Source organism: Acidovorax sacchari (assembly GCF_042847045.1).
Classification (GTDB): Bacteria; Pseudomonadota; Gammaproteobacteria; order Burkholderiales; family Burkholderiaceae_C; genus Paracidovorax; species Paracidovorax sacchari.
Window position 1 is genome coordinate 4,866,783 of sequence record NZ_AP035783.1, and the last position, 20,958, is coordinate 4,887,740.

Below are 20,958 nucleotides of genomic sequence, written 5' to 3' on the forward strand. Positions count from 1 at the left end.
CTAACTTCACTTCGCCAGTGCCTTGAGCGCCAATTTGATGCCCTCGCTGACCCCCACGTCCTTCGGCAATGCCTTGAGCGCGGAGGCGCCTTCCCTATCGTTGTATCCCAGTGCCAGCAGGGCCTGCAGGATGTCGGCCTGCGCGTCGTTCGCGGCCTCGGGGCGGGCACCGATGTCCACGCCCAGCTTGCCCTTGAGTTCCAGCAGCAGGCGCTCGGCGGTCTTCTTGCCGATGCCGGGCACCTTCACGAGGCGGCCGGCCTCCTGCAGCGACACGGCCTGGGCCAGGTCGTCCACGCCCATGCCGGAGAGGATGGACAGCGCCGTGCGCGGCCCCACGCCGGAGATCTTGATGAGTTCGCGGAACGCCTGGCGCTCCGGCGCGCTGCCGAAGCCATAGAGCAATTGCGCATCCTCGCGTACGATGAACTGCGTGAGCAACTGCACGCGCTCGCCCACGGCGGGCAGGTTGTAGAAGGTGCTCATGGGCACCTGCACTTCATAGCCCACGCCATGGCAGTCCACCAGCACCTCGGGCGGGTTTTTCTCCAGCAGCGTGCCGGTGAGTTTGCCTATCATCTTCGTCCTGTCTTTTTGTCCTGCTGAAGTCCAACCGGAATTATCCGCGTGATCCTGCGCCATACATTCACTCCCCACAACAACACCCGGCTCACGCACCTGTGCGGGCCCGCCGATGCCCACCTGCGCACCATCGAGGCGGCGCTGTCCGTCGGCATCGCGCACCGCCACGAGCAGTTCAAGGTGGACGGCCCCAAGGCGCGGGCCACCCAGGCGATGGAACTGCTGCAGGCGCTCTACGAGATCGCCGAGCGGCCCATCACCGAGGAGCAGGTGCAGCTCATGCTGGCCGGCGACGGCGGCATGCGGGAAGCGGCCGACGGGGCCGTGGTGCTCACCACGCGCCGCGCCGACCTGCGCGCGCGCACGCCCACCCAGAGCGTGTACCTGGACAACATCGCCAGCCACGACATCACCTTCGGCATCGGCCCGGCCGGTACCGGCAAGACCTACCTGGCCGTGGCCTGCGCCGTCGATGCGCTGGAGCGCAGCGCGGTGCAGCGCATCGTGCTCACCCGCCCGGCCGTGGAGGCGGGCGAGCGCCTGGGCTTCCTGCCCGGCGACCTGACCCAGAAGGTGGACCCCTACCTGCGCCCGCTCTACGATGCGCTCTACGACCTGATGGGCTACGACAAGGTGCAGAAGGCCTTCGAGCGCAATGCGCTGGAGATCGCGCCGCTGGCGTTCATGCGCGGGCGCACGCTCAACAACGCCTTCGTCATCCTCGACGAGGCGCAGAACACCACGCCCGAGCAGATGAAGATGTTCCTCACGCGCATCGGCTTCGGCGCCCGGGCCGTGGTCACGGGCGACGTGAGCCAGATCGACCTGCCCAAGGGCGCGATGAGCGGCCTGATCGACGCCGAGCGGGTGCTCAAGCGCGTCAAGGGCATCGCCGTCACGCGCTTCACGAGCGCCGACGTGGTGCGGCATCCGCTGGTGGCACGCATCGTCGATGCCTACGACGCCCAGCGCAGCAGCCGCTCCCCGGCGGCATGATGCGGCACATGCCGCACCGATCCATCCCATGGCCCTGAACCAGCTCTCCCTTTCCCTGCAGTTCGCGCGGTTTCCCGGCGTGGAGGCGCACCGCGCCGCCCTGCCCCGGCATGCCGTCGCCCGCTGGATCCGCCACGCGCTCTCGCTGGACGCCGAGATCACCGTGCGCATCGTCGATGCCGAGGAGGGCCAGGCCCTGAACCGCGAGTACCGGCACAAGGACTACGCCACCAACGTGCTCACCTTCGACTACGCGCAGGAGCCGATGGTCATGGCCGACCTCGTGCTCTGCGCCCCGGTGGTCGAGCGCGAGGCCCGCGAGCAGAACAAGGCGCTGCACGAGCACTACGCCCACCTGCTGGTGCATGGCACCCTGCACGCCCAGGGCTGGGACCATGAGACCAGCGCCGAGGACGCGGACGAGATGGAGGCCTACGAGACGGCCATCATGGAGGAGCTGGGCTTCGCCGACCCCTACGCCGGCTGAGAACGACTCACAGAGCCGTTCTAGGAGCCGTTAGGGGGTACCCGGCGGGGCGATCCGCAGCGGGATCGTCACCGGCCCGTCGTTGACGAGGTGCACCTGCATCTCGGCCGCGAAGCGCCCCGTCTCGACCACCGGGTGCAGGGCGCAGGCACGTTCCACGAAATGGCCGTAGAGCCGGCGGCCGTCTTCCGGTGCGGCCGCCTGCGTGAAGCTCGGCCGGTTGCCGCCGCGCGTGTCGGCCGCCAGGGTGAACTGGCTCACGAGCAACAGGCCGCCGCCCGTGTCCTGCACGCTGCGGTTCATCTTGCCAGCCTCGTCGGCGAAGATGCGCAGCCTGAGCAGCTTGTCCAGGAGGCGGTCGGCCTCCGCTTGCGTGTCGCCGCGTTCGGCGCACACCAGCACGAGCAGGCCGGGGCCGATGCGGCCCACGGTCTCTCCGTCGATCTCCACGCGCGCTTCGCGCACGCGCTGCAGCAGGCCCATCATGGGTGCAGGCTCCTCGTTTCGTCGTCTTCCATGGGGGTGGCCACGGCTTCCATGCCCGTGGGCAGCAGCTCGATGGTGGCGCGCAGGCCGGGCACGGCATCCACCAGCGCCTGCTCCACCGCGCCGCGCAGCCGCGCGGCCTCGGACAGGCTCCAGTCGCCGGGCACGTGCAGGTGCAGGGATACGTGCCGGCGGCGCCCGGCACGGCGCGTGGCCACATGGTCGAAACGCACGCCGGGCTGGCGCCGGGCGAAGGCGGCCAGCGCCGCGTCGATCGCCGCGCGCTCCCCGGGCTCCACGGCTTCGTCCATCAGGCCCTGCGATGCGCGCCATACGAGGCGGGAGCCTTCCCGCATGATGTTCAGCGCCACGGCGATCGCCACCACGGGATCGAGCCAGAGCCAGCCCGTGGCCATCACGCCGAGGATGCCCGCCACCACGCCGGCCGATGTCCAGACGTCCGTGATCAGGTGCCGGGCATCGCCCTCCAGCGCCACGGAGCGGTACGCCCGCGCCGAGCGCAGCATCATCCAGGCGAGCAGGCCGTTGAGAGCCGAACTGGCCACCGACAGCGACAGGCCCCAGCCCAGCTGCTCGATGGGCGCGGGCACCAGCAGCCGGTGCACGGAGGCCCAGAGGATGGCCAGCGCCGCTCCCAGCACCAGGATGCCCTCGAAGCCGGAAGAAAAGTATTCGGCCTTGTGGTGGCCGAAGGGATGGTCGCCGTCGGCCGGGCGTTCGGCCACCGTGACCATCATCAGCGCGAACACGGCGCCCGCCAGGTTCACGAACGATTCGAGCGCGTCCGACAGCAGCCCGACGGAGCCGGTCAGGTACCAGGCGGCGCCCTTGAGGCCGATGGTGGCGAACGCCACGCCGACGGAGATCCAGAGCAGCGTGCGCGGCGGCAGGGGCTTCATGCGCGGCCCCCGTGGCGTGCGGTGCGGCGCAGGCAGGGCGGGAGCAAAAGGGTCTGGATCATGGCCGTCGGGAGAGTCTGCCCGGATTCTGCCCCAGAGACATTTCATCCGGGCCTGGAAGGGTCCGCCATGCGGCTCATCCCACCGAGATCTTGCGCTCGCGGACCACCTGGGCCCACTGCGCCTGCTGCGCCTGGATGAAACTCCCGGCGCTCGCCTGCGAGGCGTCGGCGAACACGTCGCCGCCCAGGGCCTGCACCCGCGCCAGCACCCCGGGATCGGCCAGCGTCTTGCGGATGGCGTCCACCAGCGCCTCCCGGGTGTCCGCCGGCAGCCCCGACGGTGCCAGCACGGGGTTCCATTCCAGTACCTCGTACTGGGGAACGCCCACCTCGGCCATGGTCGGCACCGCGGGCAGGGGCCGGGCGCGCACCGGCGCCGTCACCGCGAGCGCGCGCAGCCTGCCCGCCTGGATATGGCCGAGGGCGGACGCCACGTTGGCGAAGAACAGCGGCACCTGCCCGCCGATGACGTCTTTCATGGCCGGGCCGCCGCCGCGGTAGGGAACATGCGAAAGCCTGACGCCCGCGCGCTGCTCGAACAGGGCGCCGGCCAGGTGCTGCGCCGAGCCGTTGCCCGACGACGCATAGGCGATGGCCCCGGGCCGCCGGCGCGCCATGCGGACCACGTCCAGCACCGTGCGCGCCGGGAAATCCGCCGAGCACACGAGCACGTTCGGAAAGGTGGCCAGCACCGCCAGCGGCGTGAAGGCCTTGCCGCTGTCGTAGGCCATCTTCGGATAGAGCGACGGGTTCACGGCGAACGACGAGGCATCGACCAGCAGCGTGGCGCCGTCCGGCTCCGCATCCGCCACGAAGGCCCCCGCGACCTGGCCGCTGGCGCCGGGCTTGTTGTCCACCACCACGCCCTGGCCCAGCGCTTCGCCCAGGCGCGGCGCGATGATGCGGGCCATGAGATCGGCACCGCCGCCAGCGGGGTAGGACACCACCAGGGTGACCGGGCGCCCGCCCGCGACGGGCGCGGCGCGGCTGGTGCCCCAGGGAGCGCAGAGCGCGCCGGCCGCGGCACCGAGCACGATGCCGCGGCGCGAAAGCCGCCCGGCGGAAACGGGGCCGGCCAGCGGCAGGGAGGCATCGGTCATGGGGGCGGTCTCCTCAAGGCGTTTCATACGGGCGTGAAGAGTGTGCGGAAAGGGTCAGGCGTCGCCGTCCTCGACCAGCCGCGCCTTGACGCTGCGGCCCTTCACGCGGCCGGACGAGAGCCGCTGCGCGGCCTGCCGGGCCACGCTGCGCTCCACCGCCACGTAGGTGGAGAAGTCGTTCACGTTGATCTTGCCCACCTGCTCGCGCGTGAAGCCCATCTCGCCGGTGAGCGCGCCCAGCACGTCGCCCGCACGGATCTTCTCCTTGCGGCCGCCGATGATCTGGATCGTGGCCATGGGCGGCTGCAGCGGCCCGCCCGGCGCGGGAGCGAGGCCGGAGAGCGGATGCCACTCCGACGGCCGGCCCTGCAGCACCTCGATGCGTCCCACCTGCCCCATTTCCGGCAGGCTCGCGAGGCTGAGCGCCAGGCCTTCCGCGTCGGCGCGGCCGGTGCGCCCGATGCGGTGGATATGCACCTCCGGGTCGGGCGCCACGTCCACGTTGATGACCGCCTGCAGGCCGGCGATGTCGATGCCGCGCGCGGCCACGTCGGTGGCCACCAGCACGCTGCAGCTGCGGTTGGCGAACTGCACCAGCACCTGGTCGCGGTCGCGCTGCTCCAGGTCGCCGTGCAGGGCCAGGGCGCTGAACCCCTGTGCGCGCAGCACTTCCACCAGATCGCGGCACTGCTGCTTCGTATTGCAGAACGCGATGGCGGATTCCGGCCGGAAATGGTTCAGCAGCTGCGAGACGGCATGCAGGCGCTCGCGCTCCTGCACCTCGTACCAGCGCTGCTCGATCTTGCCTTCGGCATGCTGGGCCTGCACGGCGATGCGCTGCGGGTCTTTCATGAACTGCCGTGCGATCCGCTCGATGCCTTCGGGATAGGTGGCCGAGAACAGCAGCGTCTGGCGGGTGTCCGGGCAGCGGCGCGCCACCTGGGCGATGTCTTCGGAAAAACCCATGTCGAGCATGCGGTCGGCCTCGTCCAGCACGAAGGTGGCCAGCGCGCCCAGGTCGAGCGTGCCGCGCTCCAGGTGGTCCATCACGCGGCCGGGCGTGCCGACGACGACATGCGCTCCGTGCTCCAGGCTCGCGACCTGCCCGCGCAGCGGCACGCCGCCGCAGAGGGTGACCACCTTGATGTTCTCCTGCGCGCGGGCCAGCCGGCGGACCTCGGCCGCCACCTGGTCTGCCAGTTCGCGGGTGGGGCAGAGCACCAGCGCCTGCACGGCGAAGCGGCGCGGATTGAGGCGCTCCAGCAGGGCCAGCCCGAAGGCGGCCGTCTTGCCGCTGCCGGTGCTGGCCTGAGCGATCAGGTCGCGGCCCAGCAGGGCGGGCGGCAGGCTGGCCGCCTGGATGGGCGTCATGCGCTCGTAGCCGAGCTGGCGCAGGTTGGCCAGCACCTCGGGGGAGAGCCCGAGGGCGTCGAAGCCCGCGGAAGCCGCGGCAGCCCGGGGAGCCGGGGAAGAGGGAGAGGGTTGCATCGCCCGATTATCCCGGTCCGACCCCTTTCCCGGCGCACCATGCGGCGGGCGTGGACAATACGCCCATGGCCCAGATACCAGAATTCACAGAGCCCACCTTCCACACCGATCCCGCCGACGCGCTGGCCCAGGTCCAGCGCATCTACCAGGAGCAGATCGGCCACCTGAGAAACGCCATGCAGCGCTTCGTGGCCGGCGAGACGCCGAGCGGCCACGTGCGGGCCTTCTACCCCTTCGTGCGGGTGCAGACCACCACGGTGGCGCGCGCGGCGACGCAGCTGGCCTACGGCTTCGTGGAGGGTCCGGGCCGCTACGAGACCACCCTCACCCGCCCCGACCTGTTCGCGCGCTACTACGCCGAGCAGTTCCGGCTGCTGCGCGCCAGCCACAACGTCGAACTGGAGGTGGGCATCAGCAACCAGCCCATCCCCATCCACTTCTCGTTCGCCGAGCACGACCACATCGAGGGCACCCTCTCGGCCCAGCGCCGCATGCTCATGCGCGACGTGTTCGACCTGCCCGACCTCGCCGCCATGGACGACGGCATCGCCAACGGCACCTGGGAGCCGCGCGCGGGCGAGGCGCAGCCGCTGTCGCTGTTCACCGCCCCGCGCGTGGACTATTCGCTGCACCGCCTGCGCCACTACACGGGCACCGCGCCCGAGTGGTTCCAGAACTTCGTGCTGTTCACGAACTACCAGTTCTACATCGATGAATTCGTGCGCCTGGGCCATGCCGAGATGGCGAACCCCGACAGCGAATACGTCGCCTTCATCGAGCCGGGCAACGTGGTCACCCGCCGCACCGGCCTGCCCGCCGAACCGGGCGACGACCTCGGCTCGCCGCCGCCGCGCCTGCCGCAGATGCCCGCCTACCACCTGGTGCGCGCCGACCGCAGCGGCACCAGCATGGTGAACATCGGCGTGGGCCCGTCCAACGCCAAGACCATCACCGACCACATCGCCGTGCTGCGGCCGCACGCCTGGATGATGCTGGGGCACTGCGCGGGCCTGCGCAACAGCCAGCAACTGGGCGACTACGTGCTGGCGCACGCCTACGTGCGCGAGGACCACGTGCTCGACGAGGAACTGCCCCTGTGGGTGCCGATCCCCGCGCTGGCCGAGATCCAGCTCGCGCTGCAGCAGGCGGTGGCCGACGTGACCCAGGTGCCCGAGGACCAGCTCAAGCGCATCATGCGCACCGGCACCGTGGCCAGCACCGACAACCGCAACTGGGAACTGCTGCCCGACAACATGCCCCAGCGGCGCTTCAGCCAGAGCCGCGCCGTGGCGCTGGACATGGAAAGCGCGACGATCGCCGCCAACGGCTTCCGCTTCCGCGTGCCCTACGGCACGCTGCTGTGCGTGTCCGACAAGCCGCTGCACGGGGAGATCAAGCTGCCGGGCATGGCCAACCACTTCTACCGCGAGCGCGTGGACCAGCATCTGCGCATCGGCATGCGCGCCATCGACATCCTGCGCGACGGCGGCGTGAGCCGCCTGCACAGCCGCAAGTTGCGCAGCTTCGCGGAAGTCGCCTTCCAGTAGCGGAGCGCCACGGCGCCGACAACGCACGATGGCGCTGGATTTCGTCACGCTGCTGGCCGTCACGGCCACCAACCTGTTCATGCTCTCGATCGCCCTGCCGCTCATCATGGGGCGGGAGGTGAGCCGCGCCGCGCGCTTCACGCAGGCCAGCGTGGCGCTGCAGGCCCTGTCCTGGGCAGCCATCATCGCCTCCTCCCGGCTGTGGGACCAGGCGCTGTCCACGCTCGCCATCGGCTGCGCGGCGGCGGCGCAGTGGGCTCTGTTCGCCGCCCTGCAGGAATGGCTGGGTCCGCGCCCGGGGCGGCGCTGGCTGCCCTGGCTGGTCGCCGCGATACCGCTCGGCTACACCCTGGGCTTCGGCAGCTACCCCTTCCGCGTGGGCTGGGCCAACCTGCTGCTGGCCGTGCTGCTGGCCACCGTCGCGCGGGCCACGCTCGTGCCCTGGCGCCCGTCGCCCCGGCACTGGCGCCTGCTGCTGTGCGCCTGCCTCGTCGCGATGGTCGGCTTCACGGGCGCGCGCGGCGTGCTCGGCGCCTTCACCGACGCGTATCCGAGCTTCCGCACGCCGCATCCGGTCAACATCGCCGCCGCGCTCGCCACCAACGTGACCCTGGTGCTGGGCACCATGGCCCTGCTCGTGGCCTGGCGCACCGAGGCCGAGGACAAGCTCCGCGCCCTGGCCAAGACGGACGCGCTCACCGGCGTGCTCAACCGGCGCGGCTTCGACGTGCGGGGCCGGGCGCTGCTGGCGCATGCGCTGCGGCACGGCCTGCACGTGACCGCCGTGATGCTGGACGTGGACCACTTCAAGCGCGTGAACGATACGCATGGGCACGGCACGGGCGACCACGTGCTCGCGTTCTTCGCGCGGCTGCTGCAGGACGCGACGCGCACGGGCGACGTGGCGGGCCGCATCGGCGGCGAGGAGTTCGCCGTGCTGCTCGCGCATGCCCCGGGCGACCGCGCCGCCGAGAGCTTCGACCGCCGGCTGCGCGCGCGGCTGGCCGCCGAAAGCCCGCAGGCCCTGGGATTCCCGGTCGGCTACAGCGCCGGGGCCGCCACCCTGGGGGCCGGCCTGCCGGCCCCCGGCACCGTGGCCGCCGCCCCGCTGCTCGCGGACCTCATGGCGCGTGCCGATGCGGCCCTCTACGAGGCCAAGCGCGCGGGGCGGGGGCGGCTGCAGGTGCAGGCGCCGGCACAGGACGAGCCGGGCTGAGCGCCGTCCGCCGCCGCGACGGCCGGCGGCCACGGCGGCCGAGCGGTCAGAACCGGTGGCGGATGCCCACAGCCAGCGTGGTGCCGCGGTCCAGGCCGGAAGCCTTGTCGAAAAGCGTCGCCACATACACGTCCGTGCGTTTCGACAGGTCGTGGTCGTAGCCGAGCGCGAACGAGGTGCGTTGCTGGTCCTGCGCTGCCGCCTCGGTCTTCTCCGTGCGCGCCACGCTGGCCAGCACCTTGCCGGCGCCCAGGGGCACCGCGGCCCCCAGCTGGGCCGTCTGAAGGCGGACCTTGCCCCCGGTGCCTTCCAGGCGCGCATGGCGGTACTGTCCGAACAGCTTGACGGCGCCGAAGTCGTAGCTGGCCCCCACGGTGGCATGGGTGAAGTCCCGCAGGGTGACCACGCCCGCGGCGGGATCGGACACCGGATTGCGGCGCGGGAACGTGGCCGCGGCGCCGCCGGTCTTCTCGTAGCTGACCCCCACGGAAAATCTCGATGCGGGCGCGCCGTAGAGGGCACCCAGGCCCAGACGCCGGCCGGCGCCCGAGCCCTCGCGGGCCGCGTACTGCACGCTGGCCGTCACGTCGGCGAAGGACGGGCTGGTGTAGGCCACCGAATTGCTCCAGCCGGAATCCAGGAAGCCGTCGGACGTCATCAGGGACTGGGACGGGCTGGGCAGGTAGTTGTGCAGCAGGAAGGGGCTGAGCACCGCCGAATCCCCGAAGGGGTTGAACCGCACGGCCTGCTGGAAGCCGTTGGTGGGAATGCGGCCGAGGCGGACGGAACCCGCCGTGGCCGACCCGAGCCCCACCCAGGCGGCACGGGCCCAGTACGGCTCGGTCGCGGACCGCCCGGCGTCGCCGGTATCCACCCGGATGAAAGAGCTCAGGTCGAACTGGGCGCGCAACCCGCCTCCCAGATCCTCGGTGCCGGCGATGCCCCAGCGCGAGGTGGACAGCCCCCCGCTGGTCACGCCGCCCACGGCGGTTTCGCCAGACAGTTGCCTCCGCGTGACCGCCGCATCGACGGTGCCGTACAGCGCCACGGCGGACTGGGCGTGCGCGCCAGCGCAATGCATTGCCGCCAGGGCCATGGCGGCAGAAAGGGAATGCTTCTTCATGTCGTCGTCTCCAGGGGAATGCCGGATGGATCGGTGCTTCACTTGGACAGCAGCGCATCGCGGGGCATGGCGTCCGCCGCCGACCGGCCGTGCTGGATCAGCAGCACCGCGACCATGCCGATGACCGCGGGGATCGCGATGGCGACGAAGTTCTGCTGCAGCGGCAGGCGCATGCCCACGAGCATGCCGATCAGGATGGGTGCCAGGATGGCTCCGCTGCGGCCGACGCCCAGGGCCCAGCCCAGGCCCGTGGCGCGCACTGCCATGGGGTAGAACTGGCCGGCATAGGCGTTCGCGACGATCTGCGTGCCGATGGTGGAGGCGCCCGCCAGGCCGAGCAGCAGGAAGAGCACGGGCGTCGAGGCCGGCTGCCCCAGGAGCGTGAGCGACACCGCTGCCAGCGCATACATGCCGGCCAGCACGTACTTGATATGGAACCGGTCGGCCAGCCAGCCGCCACCGACCGCGCCCGCCACCGCGCCGATGTTCATCACCAGCACGAAATTCAGCGCGGAGCCCAGGCTGTAACCGGCGCCGGCCATGAGCTTGGTGAGCCAGGAGCTGAGCGCGAACACCATGAAGAGGCACATGAAGAAGGCGATCCAGAACATGACCGTGCTGAAGCCCCGGCCGTCGCTGAACAGCTGGCGGATGGGCGCGGCGGCGGCCTTTTCGTGGGCGGGAATGGTGAAGCGGTCTCCGTCCTGCGGCATGTAGCCCGGGTCCAGCCGGGCGGCGATCTGCCGGAGTTCATCGGTACGGCCCCGGGCCAACAGGAACGGCATGGACTCGGGCAGCGACTTCATGAGGAACGGCACCAGCAGCAGGGGCAGGCCGGCGGCGAAGAACACCGACGGCCAGCCATGGCTCTCCAGCAGGCCCTTGCCCAGCAGCGCCGCCAGCATGCCGCCGAGCGCATACCCGCTGAACATCAGCGTGACCAGGGTGGCGCGCATCTTCCTGGGTGCGTATTCCGTCATATGCGCCACCACGCTCGGCATCACGCCGCCGATGCCCAGCCCCGCCAGGAAGCGCATCACGCTGAACGACACCGGCCCCTGCGCCAGGCCGGCTCCCGCGGTGAAGACGCTGAACAGCGCCAGGCAGATGACGATGGCCCACCGGCGCCCGATGCGGTCCGCCACGGTGCCCAGCAGGATGGCGCCGAACATCATGCCGAACAGCGCCGAACTCACCATGAAGCCCGCGTGGGTGGCGTCCACGCCCATCTTGGCCATGATCGACGGCAGGGCGATGCCGACGACGGCGAGGTCGTAGCCGTCGAACACGATGATCAGCGCGCACCAGAAAAGCACCAGTGCGTGGAACCGGTTGAAGCGGGCGGTGTCCGCCAGCTGGTGGAGGTCGATGTGGCGCACGTCCGTTGTCTCCGTTGCGTTGTCGTTGGAATCCGGCGCGCGGCGGTTGCCAGCGCATCGCCCACCGATCATCTGCACGGCGGGGCACCGGGTCCAACGCATTTTCAGGATGTCCCGTATGCGCCGCGGAAATGGTGGGGCGGGTCTTCCCATGGGGCCGCGCCGGTCGGCCCTGGGCTCCGGCTGCATGCGATTGGTGAATGCGCGCTATCACGGAATTTCGTTCGACCCGCCGGCCCGCGCTCCCTACATTCCATTCGATCACCCATCACACGGCGCCCGCGAGGCGCGGCAAAGGAGACACCCATGCAGGGAAAGATCGGCCTCGAGGAACATTTCGCCATTCCGGAGACGCTGCAGGATTCGGCCGGCTTCGTGCCCGGCGACTACTGGAAGGAACTGAGCCTGCGCCTGCTGGACATCCATGAACGGCGGCTGCGCGAGATGGACGCCAACGGCATGGAGATGATGATCCTGTCGCTCAACGCGCCCGCCGTGCAGGCGATTCCCGACCCGCGCAAGGCCGTGGAGATCGCCGTGCGCGCCAACGACTTCCTGGCCGAGCAGGTGGTCCGCCGGCCGGACCGCTTCCAGGCCTTCGCGGCGCTGCCGATGCAGGATCCCGACCTCGCCACGCGCGAGCTGGAGCGCTGCATGCAGGACCTGGGCTTCCGCGGCGCGCTGGTCAACGGGTTCTCGCAGGTCGGCACGCCCGAGAACGTGGTCTATTACGACGCACCGCAATACGGCGATTTCTGGGCGGCCGTGGAACGGCTGGACGCGCCCTTCTACCTGCACCCGCGCAACCCCATCGCCAGCTGGGCGCAGATCTACCAGGGCCATCCCTGGCTGATGGGCCCCACCTGGGCCTTCGCGCAGGAAACCGCCGTGCATGCGCTGCGCCTCATGGCCAGCGGCCTGTTCGACCGGCACCCGGGGCTGAAGATCATCCTCGGCCACCTCGGCGAAGGCCTGCCCTACAACATGTGGCGCGTGGACCACCGCAACGCCTGGGTGGACATGCCCAAGGGCTACCCCGCGAAGCGCAAACTGTGCGACTACTTCCACGAGAATTTCTACCTGACCACCTCGGGCAACTTCCGCACGCAGACGCTGATCGACGCCTTGCTCGAAGTGGGCGCGGACCGCATCCTGTTCTCCACCGACTGGCCCTTCGAGAACGTGGACCACGCCGCGCACTGGTTCGACGGCGCGGCCATCAGCGAGGCCGACCGACTGAAAATCGGCCGCACCAACGCCCTGTCGCTCTTCAAGCTGCCGCAGGGTTGAGACACGACGCACAGCGAGAAAGGCTCTCCATGATCGACATCGACGAATGGACCATCACCCAGGCCGTGCTGAAGGCACAGGCCGGCACGCAGGACGCGCGGCTGCGCCGCGTGCTGGACAGCCTGGTGCGGCACCTGCACGACTTCGCGCGGGAGGTGGAGCTGACCGAGGCCGAATGGGCGCAGGGCATCGACTTTCTCACGCGCGTGGGGCACGTCACCGACGACCGGCGGCAGGAATTCATCCTGCTCTCGGACGTGCTGGGCCTGTCCACCCTCGTCACGGCGCAGAACAACCGCCGCCCCGCGGGCTGCACGGAAGCCACCGTCTTCGGCCCGTTCTACGTGGCCGATGCACCCGTCGTCCGCAACGGCGACGACATCGCCAACGGTGCGCACGGGCAGCCCTGCTTCGTGAGCGGCACGGTGCGCGGCATCGGCGGCGAGCCGGTGGCCGGCGCCACGATCGACGTATGGCAATCGGACGAGGACGGCACCTACGACGTGCAGCGCCCCGGCCTGGACCACGCCGAAGGCCGGGCCCGCCTGGCGAGCGAGCCGGACGGGCGCTACCGCTTCCGCTCCATCCTCGCGGTGCCCTACCCCATCCCGCACGACGGACCCGTGGGCCGGCTGCTGGAGCGCACGGGGCGGCATCCCTGGCGGCCCGCGCACCTGCACTTCATGATCCAGGCGCCGGGCTACGAGACGCTGGTCACCCACGTGTTCCGCTCGGGCGGCGAGTACCTGGATTCGGACGCGGTGTTCGGCGTGCGCTCGTCCCTGGTGGCCGACTGGAAGCCCCACGGCCCCGGCACGGCCCCCGACGGCACCCGCATGGACACGCCCTTCCACACGCTGGACTACGACTTCGTGCTGAACCCCGCGGCCCCCGCCCCGCAGGCACCGTGAGGATGGCCATGGACCCCCTGTCGTTCTCCTACGCCGCGAGCCCGTCGCGGATCGTCTTCGGCGCGGGCAGCCTCGAGCGCCTGCCCGGGGAACTGGACCGCCTGGGCGTGCGGCGCGCCCTGGTGATGTGCACGCCGAACCAGCGCGGGCAGGCCGAGGCCGTCGCGCAGCGCCTGCCCGGCCGGGTGGCCGGTATCTTCGACGGCGCCGAGATGCACGTGCCCATCGAGGTGGCCCGCCGGGCCCGGGCCGCAGCGGCGGCGCTGGACGCCGACTGCGCCCTCGCCGTGGGCGGTGGATCGACCATCGGCCTGGGCAAGGCCATCGCCCTGGAGAGTGGCCTGCCGATTGTCGCGGTGCCCACCACCTACGCCGGCAGCGAGGCGACGCCGATCTACGGCATCACCGAGGCCGGCCTGAAAAAGACCGGACGCGATGCCCGCGTGCTGCCACGCACGGTGGTCTATGACCCCACGCTCTCGCTCACCCTGCCCCTGCCGCTCACGGTGTCCAGCACGCTCAACGCCATCGCCCATGCCTGCGAGGGCCTGTATGCCCACGACGGCAACCCGGTCACGGCCCTGATGGCCGAGGAAGGCATCCGCGCCTGCGCCGGCGCGCTGCAGCCGCTGCACGCCGACCCGCAGGACCTGCCGGCGCGCAGCCAGGCCCTGTACGGCGCCTGGCTCTGCGGCACCGTGCTGGGGGCCGTCTCCATGGGGCTGCACCACAAGCTCTGCCACACCCTGGGCGGCAGCTTCGGTCTGCCGCATGCCGAGGTGCACTCCGTCATCCTGCCCCATGCGATGCGCTACAACACGGCCGCCGCCCCGCAGGCCATGGAGCGCATCGCGCGTGCGCTGGGCGCGGACGACGCGCCCCTGGGCCTGCACCGGCTCGCCGCGGAGCACGGCGCGCCGCTGTCGCTGCAGGAGATCGGCATGCCCGAATCGGGGCTGGACCGCGCGGCGGAACTGGCCGCGTCGCAGCCCTACCCGAATCCGCGGCCGCTGGAGCAGGCCGCATTGCGGCAGCTGCTGGAGGCCGCTTTCCACGGCCGGGCGCCCCTGGCCACGCCGAACGCCGCCTGACGGCGGGCGATCCGCTCCGCAGGCAGGACGCGTGGAATGGGCGGCGGCATCAGCCCGGCGGGCCGGCGGGCACGTCCGCTCCCGCACTGACCGCACTGGCCGCATCCGCTGCGGCGTCCGGCGCGCGCCGCGACTTCTCGTGGAACAGGCCGAACATCAACTCGCGCAGCCAGCGGTTGCCGCTGTCCTGGTGGAAGCGCTCGTGCCACTGCTGGCTGATCTCGAAGGGTGCCACGTCGAACGGCGCGTTCAGGATATGCAGGTCCGAGCGTGAAGCCACCATGGCCTGCGCGAGGCGCTGGGGCGCGGTCAGCACCAGCCCGGTGGTGGCGACGATGGACGACAGGCCCAGCGAATGGGCGGCAGTGAGCACCACGCGCCGGCGGTCGAGCGCGCCCACGCGCTCCAGGGCCTGCTGCAGCTGGTGGTCGGTGGTGCCGCGCGGCCGGTAGGCGATGTGCTCGGCCGCGAGGTAGTCGTCCAGCGTGATGGCGTCGCGCGTGCCCAGCGGCGACGCGCGGGCCACGAGCACCACGAATGTCTCGTCGAACAGGCGCTGCTGGTAGAACGACGGCCCCATGGGCTCCCAGCTGCCCAGCGCGACATCGATCTGGCCGTGCAGCATCCGCTGGCGGGCCTCGGCGCGGGGCACGTCCACGGTCTCGAAACGGATGCCCGGCGCCAGGCCCCGGGCCAGCGACAGCAGCCGGGGCACCATCACCAGCTGCCCGATGTCATTGACCGCGATGCGGAACAGGCGCCCGGAGCTACCCGCCTCGAACGTGCGCCCCTGGTCCACCGCCTGGGAAAACGCCGCGAGCCCTTCCTCCACCGGGCCGATCAGCCGTTCGGCCAGCGGCGTGGGCACCATGCCCTCCGCCGAGCGCACGAACAGTACGTCGTTGAAGCGCTCTCGCATGCGCTTGAGTGCATTGCTCACCGCCGACTGCGTCATGCCCAGCCGCTCGCCCGCCAGCGTGACGCTGCGGGTCGCGAAGATGGCCTGGAAGACCAGGAACAGGTTCAGGTCGATCGAGTGGATGTTCACCGCACCGCCTCCTTGCCCTCGGGCATGTCGCTCACTCCCGGTCCAGCGCGGCGAGGTTGTCGTAGAGCAGTCGCAGCATGTCGCGCAGCGACTCGGCCTGCGCGTGGGTCAGCCCCCCCAGGGACACCCGCTCGTACAGCTGTGCCAGCGGAATGATGCGCAGCGTCAGGTCGTGCCCCGCCGGGGTCAGGCTCAACGCCAGCGCGCGGGCGTCCTCGCCCGAGCGGTCGCGCACCACGAGGCCGCGCTGCAGCAGCCCGTCGACGACGCGCGACAGCGTGGAAGGCTCCGTCGAGGTGTGCAGCGCCAGGTCGGAAAGCCGCTGGTGGGGCTGGTGGTGCAGCGCCACGCACACACGCCAGTCCGTGAGCGACAGCTCGAACTGCCGCAGCTCCCGGCTGAACGACTGGCCCATGCGCGAGCCCGCACGCGCCAGCAGATACGGAATGGCGCGCTCGAGGTCGAGCCGCACCTCTTTGCCTGCATTTGCAATGGATTCTGCGGCAGCGGCAGGCGCTGCAACTGCGCGCCTGGGTGCCTTGGAGGCCGCAGTTTTCGCGGTCGCCGGGATCTTTTTTCGGGTGGACATGGCCCATCTTACCGGTGCCGGAACCGTGGGACATCCGTGTAAGCCCCGTAGGCATGCGTGAAAACCCCGAGCGTTATTTACTTGCAAATGCAAATAAAAAGCTCTCCAATGGCTTCACAGAAGACGGCTCAACCATTCCATCCGGAGACACCATGCCCACCGCCCATCCCTTCGCCGCGCTCGACCACGTGGACCTTCCCGCCCCCGGCCGCCACTCGCCCGTGGCGGGTGCACCTTCCCTGGATTCGATCGTTGCATCCGCAAGCGATCTGGTCCCCGTGCTGCGCGCACGGGCCGAGCAGACGGAGCGGGACCGCCGCGTTTCCGAAGAGACGACCCGCGCCTTCCGCGACGCGGGCTTCTTCAAGCTCATGCAGCCGGCGCGCTATGGCGGCTACGAATACGGCTTCACGGCCTTCATCGACGTGGTCAGCGAACTGGCGCGCGGCTGCACCTCGTCGGCCTGGGGATGCTCGCTGGGCGCCATCCACCAGTGGCTGGTGGGCACCTTCCCCGAGCAGGCGCAGGACGACGTGTGGCGCGACGACCCGTCGGCCATCGTGTGCGGCTCGTACGCGCCGGCCACGATGGCGCAGAAGGTCGATGGCGGCTACCTCGTGCAGGGCCGATGGCTGTTCGCCTCCAATGTGGACAACTCGCAATGGGCCCTGCTGGGCGTGCAGTTTCCGCCCGAAGACCAGGGCGCACCACCGTCCGCCGGCTTCCTGCTCGCGCCGCGCGCCGACTGGCGGATCGAGGACAACTGGCACGTCGCCGGCCAGGCGGGCACAGGCTCCAAGGCCATCGCCATCGACCAGCCGCTCTTCATTCCCGGGCACCGCAAACTGACCTTCGCGGAAGCCTCGTCCAACCAGCCGCCCGGCGCACGCGCCAACACCAACCCGATCTACCGCATCCCGTTCCTGTCGGCCGTGCCGGTGTGCCTGACCTCCCCCATCCTGGGCACCGCCCAGGGCGCGGTGGACGCGCTGATCGAGCTGGCCGGCGTGCGCGTGACGCGCGGCGCGGTCTCGGGCGGCGGGAACCGGCTGAGCGAATTCTTCCCCGTGCAGTCGCGGCTGGCCGAAGCCTCCGCCAGCGTGGATGCCGCCCGCCTGCTGATCTACCGCGACACCGCGCAGGTCGAACAGATGGCCATGGACGGCCAGGCCATCGACGTCGCCCGGCGCATACGCAACCGGCGCGACCACGCCTTCGCCGCGCGCCTTTCGCGCGACGCCGTGGAGGCCGTGTTCGCCAGCGTGGGCGGCGCGGGCCTGGCGCTGGACCAGCCCATCCAGCGCATGTGGCGCGACGCGAACGCGATCTCCCGCCACATCAGCCTGAACTGGGACGCCGTGTCCTCCATGGTCGGGCAGTACCTGCTGGGCCTGGAGCCCAAGGGCCAGTACTGAACGCGACTCACAAAACCTTTCTGCCGTCGTTGCCGCATCTTGTCGTAGCGCTGCTACTGCCTGCGATGCGGCGCCTCGCCAGAACCGCTTCGCTGCAAAAACACGAGAACGGAGCTACGCGATGTATTCCTGGGCCCTCATCACCGGCGACGCGGCCGACACGGTCGATGCGCGCGCGCTGCGGCAGGCGCTCGGCGCCTTTCCCACCGGCGTGTGCCTGGTCACCACCGCCACGCCCGACGGCAAGCGCGAAGGCATGACCATCAACTCCTTCGCGTCCGTCTCGCTCGACCCGCCCCTGCTGCTCTGGAGCATCCGCGACGACGCGCGCAGCGCCGACGCCTTCCTGACGGCGCGGTCCTTCAACCTCGGCGTGCTGGCCGCCTCGCAGCGCGAACTCGCCTGGCACTTCGCCAGGCCGGCGCCGGACAAGTTCGAGCGCTTCGAGGCCGGCTTCGACACCGCCGGCAACGGTTGCCCCCGCCTGCGCGAGAGCGTGGCAACCTTCGAATGCAGCACCTACTCGCGCCACCAGGAGGGCGACCACACCGTGCTGCTCGGGCGCATCGAGCGGTTCACGCGCAGCGACGCGCCGCCGCTGCTGTTCCATTCGGGGCAGATGGGGTCGCTGTGGGAACTGGCGGGGACGCTGGCGCAGCCGGCGTGAGCCGGTATCCCGCGGGCCGGCCTCGCCCCCCGGTCCCGCTGGATCAATACTTGTGGAAGTAGGGTTTCGAGCAGTCCGTCCCGCGCACCTTGCACTCGGTGCCACCGGCCTTGCGGCAATCCTCCAGCGCCCGCTCCTGCGCCGCGGGGATGCTCACTGCACTGATGATCTTGCCGATCGCGCGCCCGGAAGTGGATTTCGAGCTATCGACCACCGCGACGCACTGGTTGCGATAGGTGTGCGAGACGACGCAATCCGAGTTGCCGAGCTTGGAGCAGAGCTGCATGGCGCCCTGGCGGGCCTCCTCCTCCGAGAATTTTCCGGTGCTGCTGCCGATGTCCCCGCTGGACGAGGAGGTCGCGATGGCGCCCCAGGTCTTGATCCACTCGCCTGTAGGCCGCGGGGGCGCCTCCTCGCCGCCACCGCTCGGGCCGCAAAGCGCGCTGCCGGCCGCCACGCCCGAGGGGCATGCGGTCTGGGCGAAGGCCGCGAAGGAGAACAGGCAGGAGGCGGCGGCCAGCAGACCGCTCGAAAAGGGATGTTTCATGGCGGTACCTGGATGTGTGGTTCGACGGTGTCCGTGGCTCGCGCCAGTCTCAATACTTGTGGAAGTACGGCTTCGTGCAATCCGTTCCTATCACCTTGCACTCGGTTCCACCGGCCTTACGGCATTGCTCCAGCGCGAGGTCCTGGGCCGAGGCGATGCTCCCGGCAGATGTGATCCTGCGCAAGACACGCCCGGACGCAAGCTTCTGACTGTCCACCACGGCTACGCACTGGTTGTAATAGGTGAACACGGCCGTGCAATCCGAATTGCCCAGATTGGCGCAGACCTTCACAGCGCCTTCGCGTGCTTCCTCTTCCGTGAATTTGCCAGTGCTGCTGCCGACGTCCCCGGAGGACGAAGAGCGCGCGATCGCCCCCCAGGTCTTGATCCACTTGCCCGTCGGCCGCGGAGGCGCCTCCTCTCCACCGCCGCTCGGCCCGCAAAGCGCGCTGCCGGCCACCACGCCCGAGGGGCATGCGGTCTGGGCGAAGGCAGCGAAGGAGAACAGGCAGGAGGCGGCGAAGAGGCCGAGGGACACGGGCAATTTCATGGCGACTCCCATGCAAGGCTGGAGGGAACGGTTCCAAAGCATGCTGCAAGCGTAACCGCTCCGCCTCCAGGACACGGCGATTGGCGCCCCGAACCAGGCCCCTCGATGTATCGAGCGGCAAGGTTATGCAACGCCAGGAAACAGGTGTTTACACATCGAACCTCGCCGATAGCATGGCCCGTTCACACCAAAGGAGGAACAGGCAAGGCATGGACATCGACAAAACCGGAAAAGTACAGCATCCGCGTGTGCGGCTGGCAATCCACGGGGCCATCCAGCGCGGGGAGATGAAGGTGATCAACGGCATCATCGTCCACCAGACGGGGGCTTCCACGGCGCAGTCGTCATTCAACAGCTACAAGACGGCCAACCCCAACGGCGCGCACTTCCTCATCGACAAGGACGGCACGATCTACCAGACGGCCTCCATCTACCAGAAGACCCACCACGTGGGTTTCATCAAGTCACGCTGCATGGAAGAGCACAAGTGCACGCCGGCCGAGGTCGCCGCGCTCAAGGGCAAGACCGTGGGCCGCCAGATCGGCACGGTGGAAAAGCACAAGCCCTTCCCCAGGCGATACCCGGACAACAGCGACTCCATCGGCATCGAGATCGTCTCGGGGGTGCAGGGCCAGAACTTCGAAGCCGTGACGGGCGCGCAGCAGGTCTAGCTGACGTGGCTGGCAGCCCAGCTCACATCCACGCTGGGCATCTCCACGCGCGAGATCTACCGGCATCCCCAGGTGTCCTGGAAGAACGCAACCGAAGCGAGTACAGCACAATGGTGAAACGACACGCAACCCTTCTCGCACTCGCCTGCTTCGCGGCATTGCCGGCCGCCACCCGGGCGGCCGAATCCTGGATGCGCGCGCAGGTGGAAGCCCTGCCCGCCTCCGTGCGCCAGGTGCTGCCCTGCGGCCAGTGGGCGGAAGCGTCCCGGCAGGGCACCTACCGCGTGGTGGAGGCGAACGTGAACGAGGGCGCCGGCAGCGAGCTCTACGTGCAGTGGGTGAGCGACCCGCTGCAGGGCGACCCGTCGCGCATCACGAAGACCGTCGCCTTTCCCGAACTGAACGACGACCACAGCCAGTACCGCTTCGAATCCGTGCAGTGCCGAGCGCGCGGCGCGGCCATCGAGATCACGGTGAAGGCCCGCTACGAGCACGACGAGGACGACCGGCTGCGCACCTTCAGCGTGCGCGTGGAGCCGGGCGGGAGCTACCGCCTGTTGGAAACACCGGTGCGGCGCAACCGCCGGTAGGAATGTGCCGTCAAGGTCCGGAGATGCCGTCTTAGCCTGCAGCCGCACCTCTTCGCTGCGCTACGGAGAAGTTCGCAACCCAGCGAACGTGTGCATGGGCGCTGCCATACAACATGGATTTGCCATTACCTGTACCGGCGACCAGCGTGGATGTGCATCCACAGCAGGCCGCCCACAGGCACTCAAGGAAGTTCCATGGGAAA

Annotated in this window: 21 protein-coding genes and 1 pseudogene; 11 read left to right on the forward strand and 11 right to left on the reverse strand. The window is 70.0% G+C overall.

The window, feature by feature from the left end; all coding sequences use genetic code 11:
• Window positions 1–6: 6 nt before the first annotated feature.
• Window positions 7–579 carry a Holliday junction branch migration protein RuvA gene (ruvA, locus tag ACGHC0_RS21530; RefSeq protein ID WP_013596486.1) on the reverse strand — a complete coding sequence of 191 codons (573 nt, stop codon included), beginning with the start codon at window positions 577–579 and terminating at the stop codon, window positions 7–9.
• Window positions 580–627: 48 nt separating this feature from the next.
• On the opposite strand from ruvA, the gene ACGHC0_RS21535 reads away from it, so the two are divergent.
• On the forward strand, window positions 628–1,578 hold the full coding sequence (locus tag ACGHC0_RS21535; RefSeq protein WP_415266703.1) for a PhoH family protein: 951 nt from the start codon (window positions 628–630) through the stop codon (window positions 1,576–1,578).
• 28 nt (window positions 1,579–1,606) lie between these two features.
• Window positions 1,607–2,065, forward strand: a complete 459-nt coding sequence (gene ybeY, locus ACGHC0_RS21540; RefSeq protein WP_368352871.1) for an rRNA maturation RNase YbeY — start codon at window positions 1,607–1,609, stop codon at window positions 2,063–2,065.
• 30 nt (window positions 2,066–2,095) lie between these two features.
• Here the strand turns inward: ybeY and dtd are convergent, their stop codons facing one another.
• From dtd to dbpA, 4 genes are all read right to left on the reverse strand, one after another.
• Entirely contained in the window at window positions 2,096–2,551 is a 456-nt protein-coding gene (gene dtd, locus ACGHC0_RS21545) for a D-aminoacyl-tRNA deacylase (RefSeq protein ID WP_415266704.1), read from the reverse strand.
• Window positions 2,548–3,471: a cation diffusion facilitator family transporter gene (locus ACGHC0_RS21550; RefSeq protein ID WP_415266705.1), complete on the reverse strand. Its 924-nt coding sequence runs from the start codon at window positions 3,469–3,471 to the stop codon at window positions 2,548–2,550. Before ACGHC0_RS21550 ends, dtd begins: the two co-directional genes overlap by 4 nt.
• A 136-nt stretch (window positions 3,472–3,607) precedes the next feature.
• A complete protein-coding gene (locus tag ACGHC0_RS21555; protein ID WP_415266706.1) occupies window positions 3,608–4,633 on the reverse strand; it encodes a tripartite tricarboxylate transporter substrate binding protein in 1,026 nt (341 codons plus the stop codon).
• Between the two features lie 54 nt (window positions 4,634–4,687).
• The gene (gene dbpA / locus ACGHC0_RS21560) at window positions 4,688–6,121 is read right to left on the reverse strand and encodes an ATP-dependent RNA helicase DbpA (RefSeq protein ID WP_368352875.1); all 1,434 of its coding nucleotides are present in this window, start codon (window positions 6,119–6,121) and stop codon (window positions 4,688–4,690) included.
• Between the two features lie 65 nt (window positions 6,122–6,186).
• Between dbpA and ACGHC0_RS21565 the strand changes: the two genes are divergently transcribed.
• Entirely contained in the window at window positions 6,187–7,668 is a 1,482-nt protein-coding gene (locus ACGHC0_RS21565; RefSeq protein ID WP_368352876.1) for an AMP nucleosidase, read from the forward strand.
• 28 nt (window positions 7,669–7,696) lie between these two features.
• Entirely contained in the window at window positions 7,697–8,884 is a 1,188-nt protein-coding gene (locus ACGHC0_RS21570; protein ID WP_415266707.1) for a GGDEF domain-containing protein, read from the forward strand.
• A gap of 46 nt (window positions 8,885–8,930) precedes the next feature.
• Here ACGHC0_RS21570 and ACGHC0_RS21575 read toward each other — a convergent pair whose 3' ends face one another.
• Window positions 8,931–10,007 carry a porin gene (locus ACGHC0_RS21575; protein WP_415266708.1) on the reverse strand — a complete coding sequence of 359 codons (1,077 nt, stop codon included), beginning with the start codon at window positions 10,005–10,007 and terminating at the stop codon, window positions 8,931–8,933.
• A gap of 38 nt (window positions 10,008–10,045) precedes the next feature.
• The gene (locus tag ACGHC0_RS21580; protein WP_415266709.1) at window positions 10,046–11,386 is read right to left on the reverse strand and encodes an MFS transporter; all 1,341 of its coding nucleotides are present in this window, start codon (window positions 11,384–11,386) and stop codon (window positions 10,046–10,048) included.
• A 306-nt stretch (window positions 11,387–11,692) separates the two neighbouring features.
• Between ACGHC0_RS21580 and ACGHC0_RS21585 the strand changes: the two genes are divergently transcribed.
• The 3 genes from ACGHC0_RS21585 to ACGHC0_RS21595 are packed head-to-tail and all read left to right on the forward strand — an operon-like array spanning window position 11,693 to window position 14,678.
• A complete protein-coding gene (locus ACGHC0_RS21585) occupies window positions 11,693–12,676 on the forward strand; it encodes an amidohydrolase family protein (protein WP_415266710.1) in 984 nt (327 codons plus the stop codon).
• A 29-nt stretch (window positions 12,677–12,705) separates the two neighbouring features.
• Window positions 12,706–13,587 (forward strand): intradiol ring-cleavage dioxygenase, encoded by an 882-nt coding sequence (locus ACGHC0_RS21590; RefSeq protein WP_415266711.1) that lies wholly within the window; start codon window positions 12,706–12,708, stop codon window positions 13,585–13,587.
• 2 nt (window positions 13,588–13,589) lie between these two features.
• On the forward strand, window positions 13,590–14,678 hold the full coding sequence (locus tag ACGHC0_RS21595) for a maleylacetate reductase (protein WP_415266712.1): 1,089 nt from the start codon (window positions 13,590–13,592) through the stop codon (window positions 14,676–14,678).
• Between the two features lie 49 nt (window positions 14,679–14,727).
• On the opposite strand, the gene ACGHC0_RS21600 is transcribed toward ACGHC0_RS21595, so the two are convergent.
• Both ACGHC0_RS21600 and ACGHC0_RS21605 read right to left on the reverse strand, forming a co-directional pair.
• Window positions 14,728–15,726, reverse strand: coding sequence for a LysR family transcriptional regulator (locus ACGHC0_RS21600; RefSeq protein WP_368352883.1), 999 nt, complete (start codon window positions 15,724–15,726; stop codon window positions 14,728–14,730).
• A gap of 31 nt (window positions 15,727–15,757) precedes the next feature.
• Window positions 15,758–16,198 (reverse strand): MarR family winged helix-turn-helix transcriptional regulator, encoded by a 441-nt coding sequence (locus tag ACGHC0_RS21605; protein WP_368352884.1) that lies wholly within the window; start codon window positions 16,196–16,198, stop codon window positions 15,758–15,760.
• Between the two features lie 269 nt (window positions 16,199–16,467).
• On the opposite strand from ACGHC0_RS21605, the gene ACGHC0_RS21610 reads away from it, so the two are divergent.
• Both ACGHC0_RS21610 and ACGHC0_RS21615 read left to right on the forward strand, forming a co-directional pair.
• Window positions 16,468–17,730: an acyl-CoA dehydrogenase family protein gene (locus tag ACGHC0_RS21610; RefSeq protein ID WP_415266713.1), complete on the forward strand. Its 1,263-nt coding sequence runs from the start codon at window positions 16,468–16,470 to the stop codon at window positions 17,728–17,730.
• Window positions 17,731–17,851: 121 nt separating this feature from the next.
• A complete protein-coding gene (locus tag ACGHC0_RS21615) occupies window positions 17,852–18,397 on the forward strand; it encodes a flavin reductase family protein (RefSeq protein ID WP_415266714.1) in 546 nt (181 codons plus the stop codon).
• A 43-nt stretch (window positions 18,398–18,440) separates the two neighbouring features.
• Here ACGHC0_RS21615 and ACGHC0_RS21620 read toward each other — a convergent pair whose 3' ends face one another.
• Complete coding sequence (locus ACGHC0_RS21620) at window positions 18,441–18,944, reverse strand: DUF4189 domain-containing protein (protein ID WP_415266715.1); 504 nt, start codon at window positions 18,942–18,944, stop codon at window positions 18,441–18,443.
• A gap of 49 nt (window positions 18,945–18,993) precedes the next feature.
• Entirely contained in the window at window positions 18,994–19,494 is a 501-nt protein-coding gene (locus tag ACGHC0_RS21625; RefSeq protein WP_415266716.1) for a DUF4189 domain-containing protein, read from the reverse strand.
• A 209-nt stretch (window positions 19,495–19,703) separates the two neighbouring features.
• On the opposite strand from ACGHC0_RS21625, the pseudogene ACGHC0_RS21630 reads away from it, so the two are divergent.
• Window positions 19,704–20,282, forward strand: a pseudogene (locus ACGHC0_RS21630) (N-acetylmuramoyl-L-alanine amidase).
• A complete protein-coding gene (locus ACGHC0_RS21635) occupies window positions 20,276–20,755 on the forward strand; it encodes a hypothetical protein (RefSeq protein ID WP_415266717.1) in 480 nt (159 codons plus the stop codon). The pseudogene ACGHC0_RS21630 and the gene ACGHC0_RS21635 overlap by 7 nt, the downstream one beginning before the upstream one ends.
• The last annotated feature ends 203 nt before the right edge of the window (window positions 20,756–20,958 follow it).

Excerpts from the sequence above, each read along its gene's own strand:
- ACGHC0_RS21555 (WP_415266706.1), bottom strand. The coding sequence starts at position 4,633 with ATGACCGATGCCTCCCTGCCGCTGGCCGGCCCCGTTTCCGCCGGGCGG.
- dtd (WP_415266704.1), bottom strand. The coding sequence starts at position 2,551 with ATGATGGGCCTGCTGCAGCGCGTGCGCGAAGCGCGCGTGGAGATCGAC.
- ACGHC0_RS21590 (WP_415266711.1), top strand. The coding sequence starts at position 12,706 with ATGATCGACATCGACGAATGGACCATCACCCAGGCCGTGCTGAAGGCA.
- ACGHC0_RS21610 (WP_415266713.1), top strand. The coding sequence starts at position 16,468 with ATGCCCACCGCCCATCCCTTCGCCGCGCTCGACCACGTGGACCTTCCC.
- ACGHC0_RS21570 (WP_415266707.1), top strand. The coding sequence starts at position 7,697 with ATGGCGCTGGATTTCGTCACGCTGCTGGCCGTCACGGCCACCAACCTG.
- ACGHC0_RS21585 (WP_415266710.1), top strand. The coding sequence starts at position 11,693 with ATGCAGGGAAAGATCGGCCTCGAGGAACATTTCGCCATTCCGGAGACG.
- dbpA (WP_368352875.1), bottom strand. The coding sequence starts at position 6,121 with ATGCAACCCTCTCCCTCTTCCCCGGCTCCCCGGGCTGCCGCGGCTTCC.
- ruvA (WP_013596486.1), bottom strand. The coding sequence starts at position 579 with ATGATAGGCAAACTCACCGGCACGCTGCTGGAGAAAAACCCGCCCGAG.
- ACGHC0_RS21620 (WP_415266715.1), bottom strand. The coding sequence starts at position 18,944 with ATGAAACATCCCTTTTCGAGCGGTCTGCTGGCCGCCGCCTCCTGCCTG.
- ACGHC0_RS21550 (WP_415266705.1), bottom strand. The coding sequence starts at position 3,471 with ATGAAGCCCCTGCCGCCGCGCACGCTGCTCTGGATCTCCGTCGGCGTG.
- ybeY (WP_368352871.1), top strand. The coding sequence starts at position 1,607 with ATGGCCCTGAACCAGCTCTCCCTTTCCCTGCAGTTCGCGCGGTTTCCC.
- ACGHC0_RS21575 (WP_415266708.1), bottom strand. The coding sequence starts at position 10,007 with ATGAAGAAGCATTCCCTTTCTGCCGCCATGGCCCTGGCGGCAATGCAT.
- ACGHC0_RS21625 (WP_415266716.1), bottom strand. The coding sequence starts at position 19,494 with ATGAAATTGCCCGTGTCCCTCGGCCTCTTCGCCGCCTCCTGCCTGTTC.
- ACGHC0_RS21635 (WP_415266717.1), top strand. The coding sequence starts at position 20,276 with ATGGTGAAACGACACGCAACCCTTCTCGCACTCGCCTGCTTCGCGGCA.
- ACGHC0_RS21615 (WP_415266714.1), top strand. The coding sequence starts at position 17,852 with ATGTATTCCTGGGCCCTCATCACCGGCGACGCGGCCGACACGGTCGAT.
- ACGHC0_RS21595 (WP_415266712.1), top strand. The coding sequence starts at position 13,590 with ATGGCCATGGACCCCCTGTCGTTCTCCTACGCCGCGAGCCCGTCGCGG.
- ACGHC0_RS21565 (WP_368352876.1), top strand. The coding sequence starts at position 6,187 with ATGGCCCAGATACCAGAATTCACAGAGCCCACCTTCCACACCGATCCC.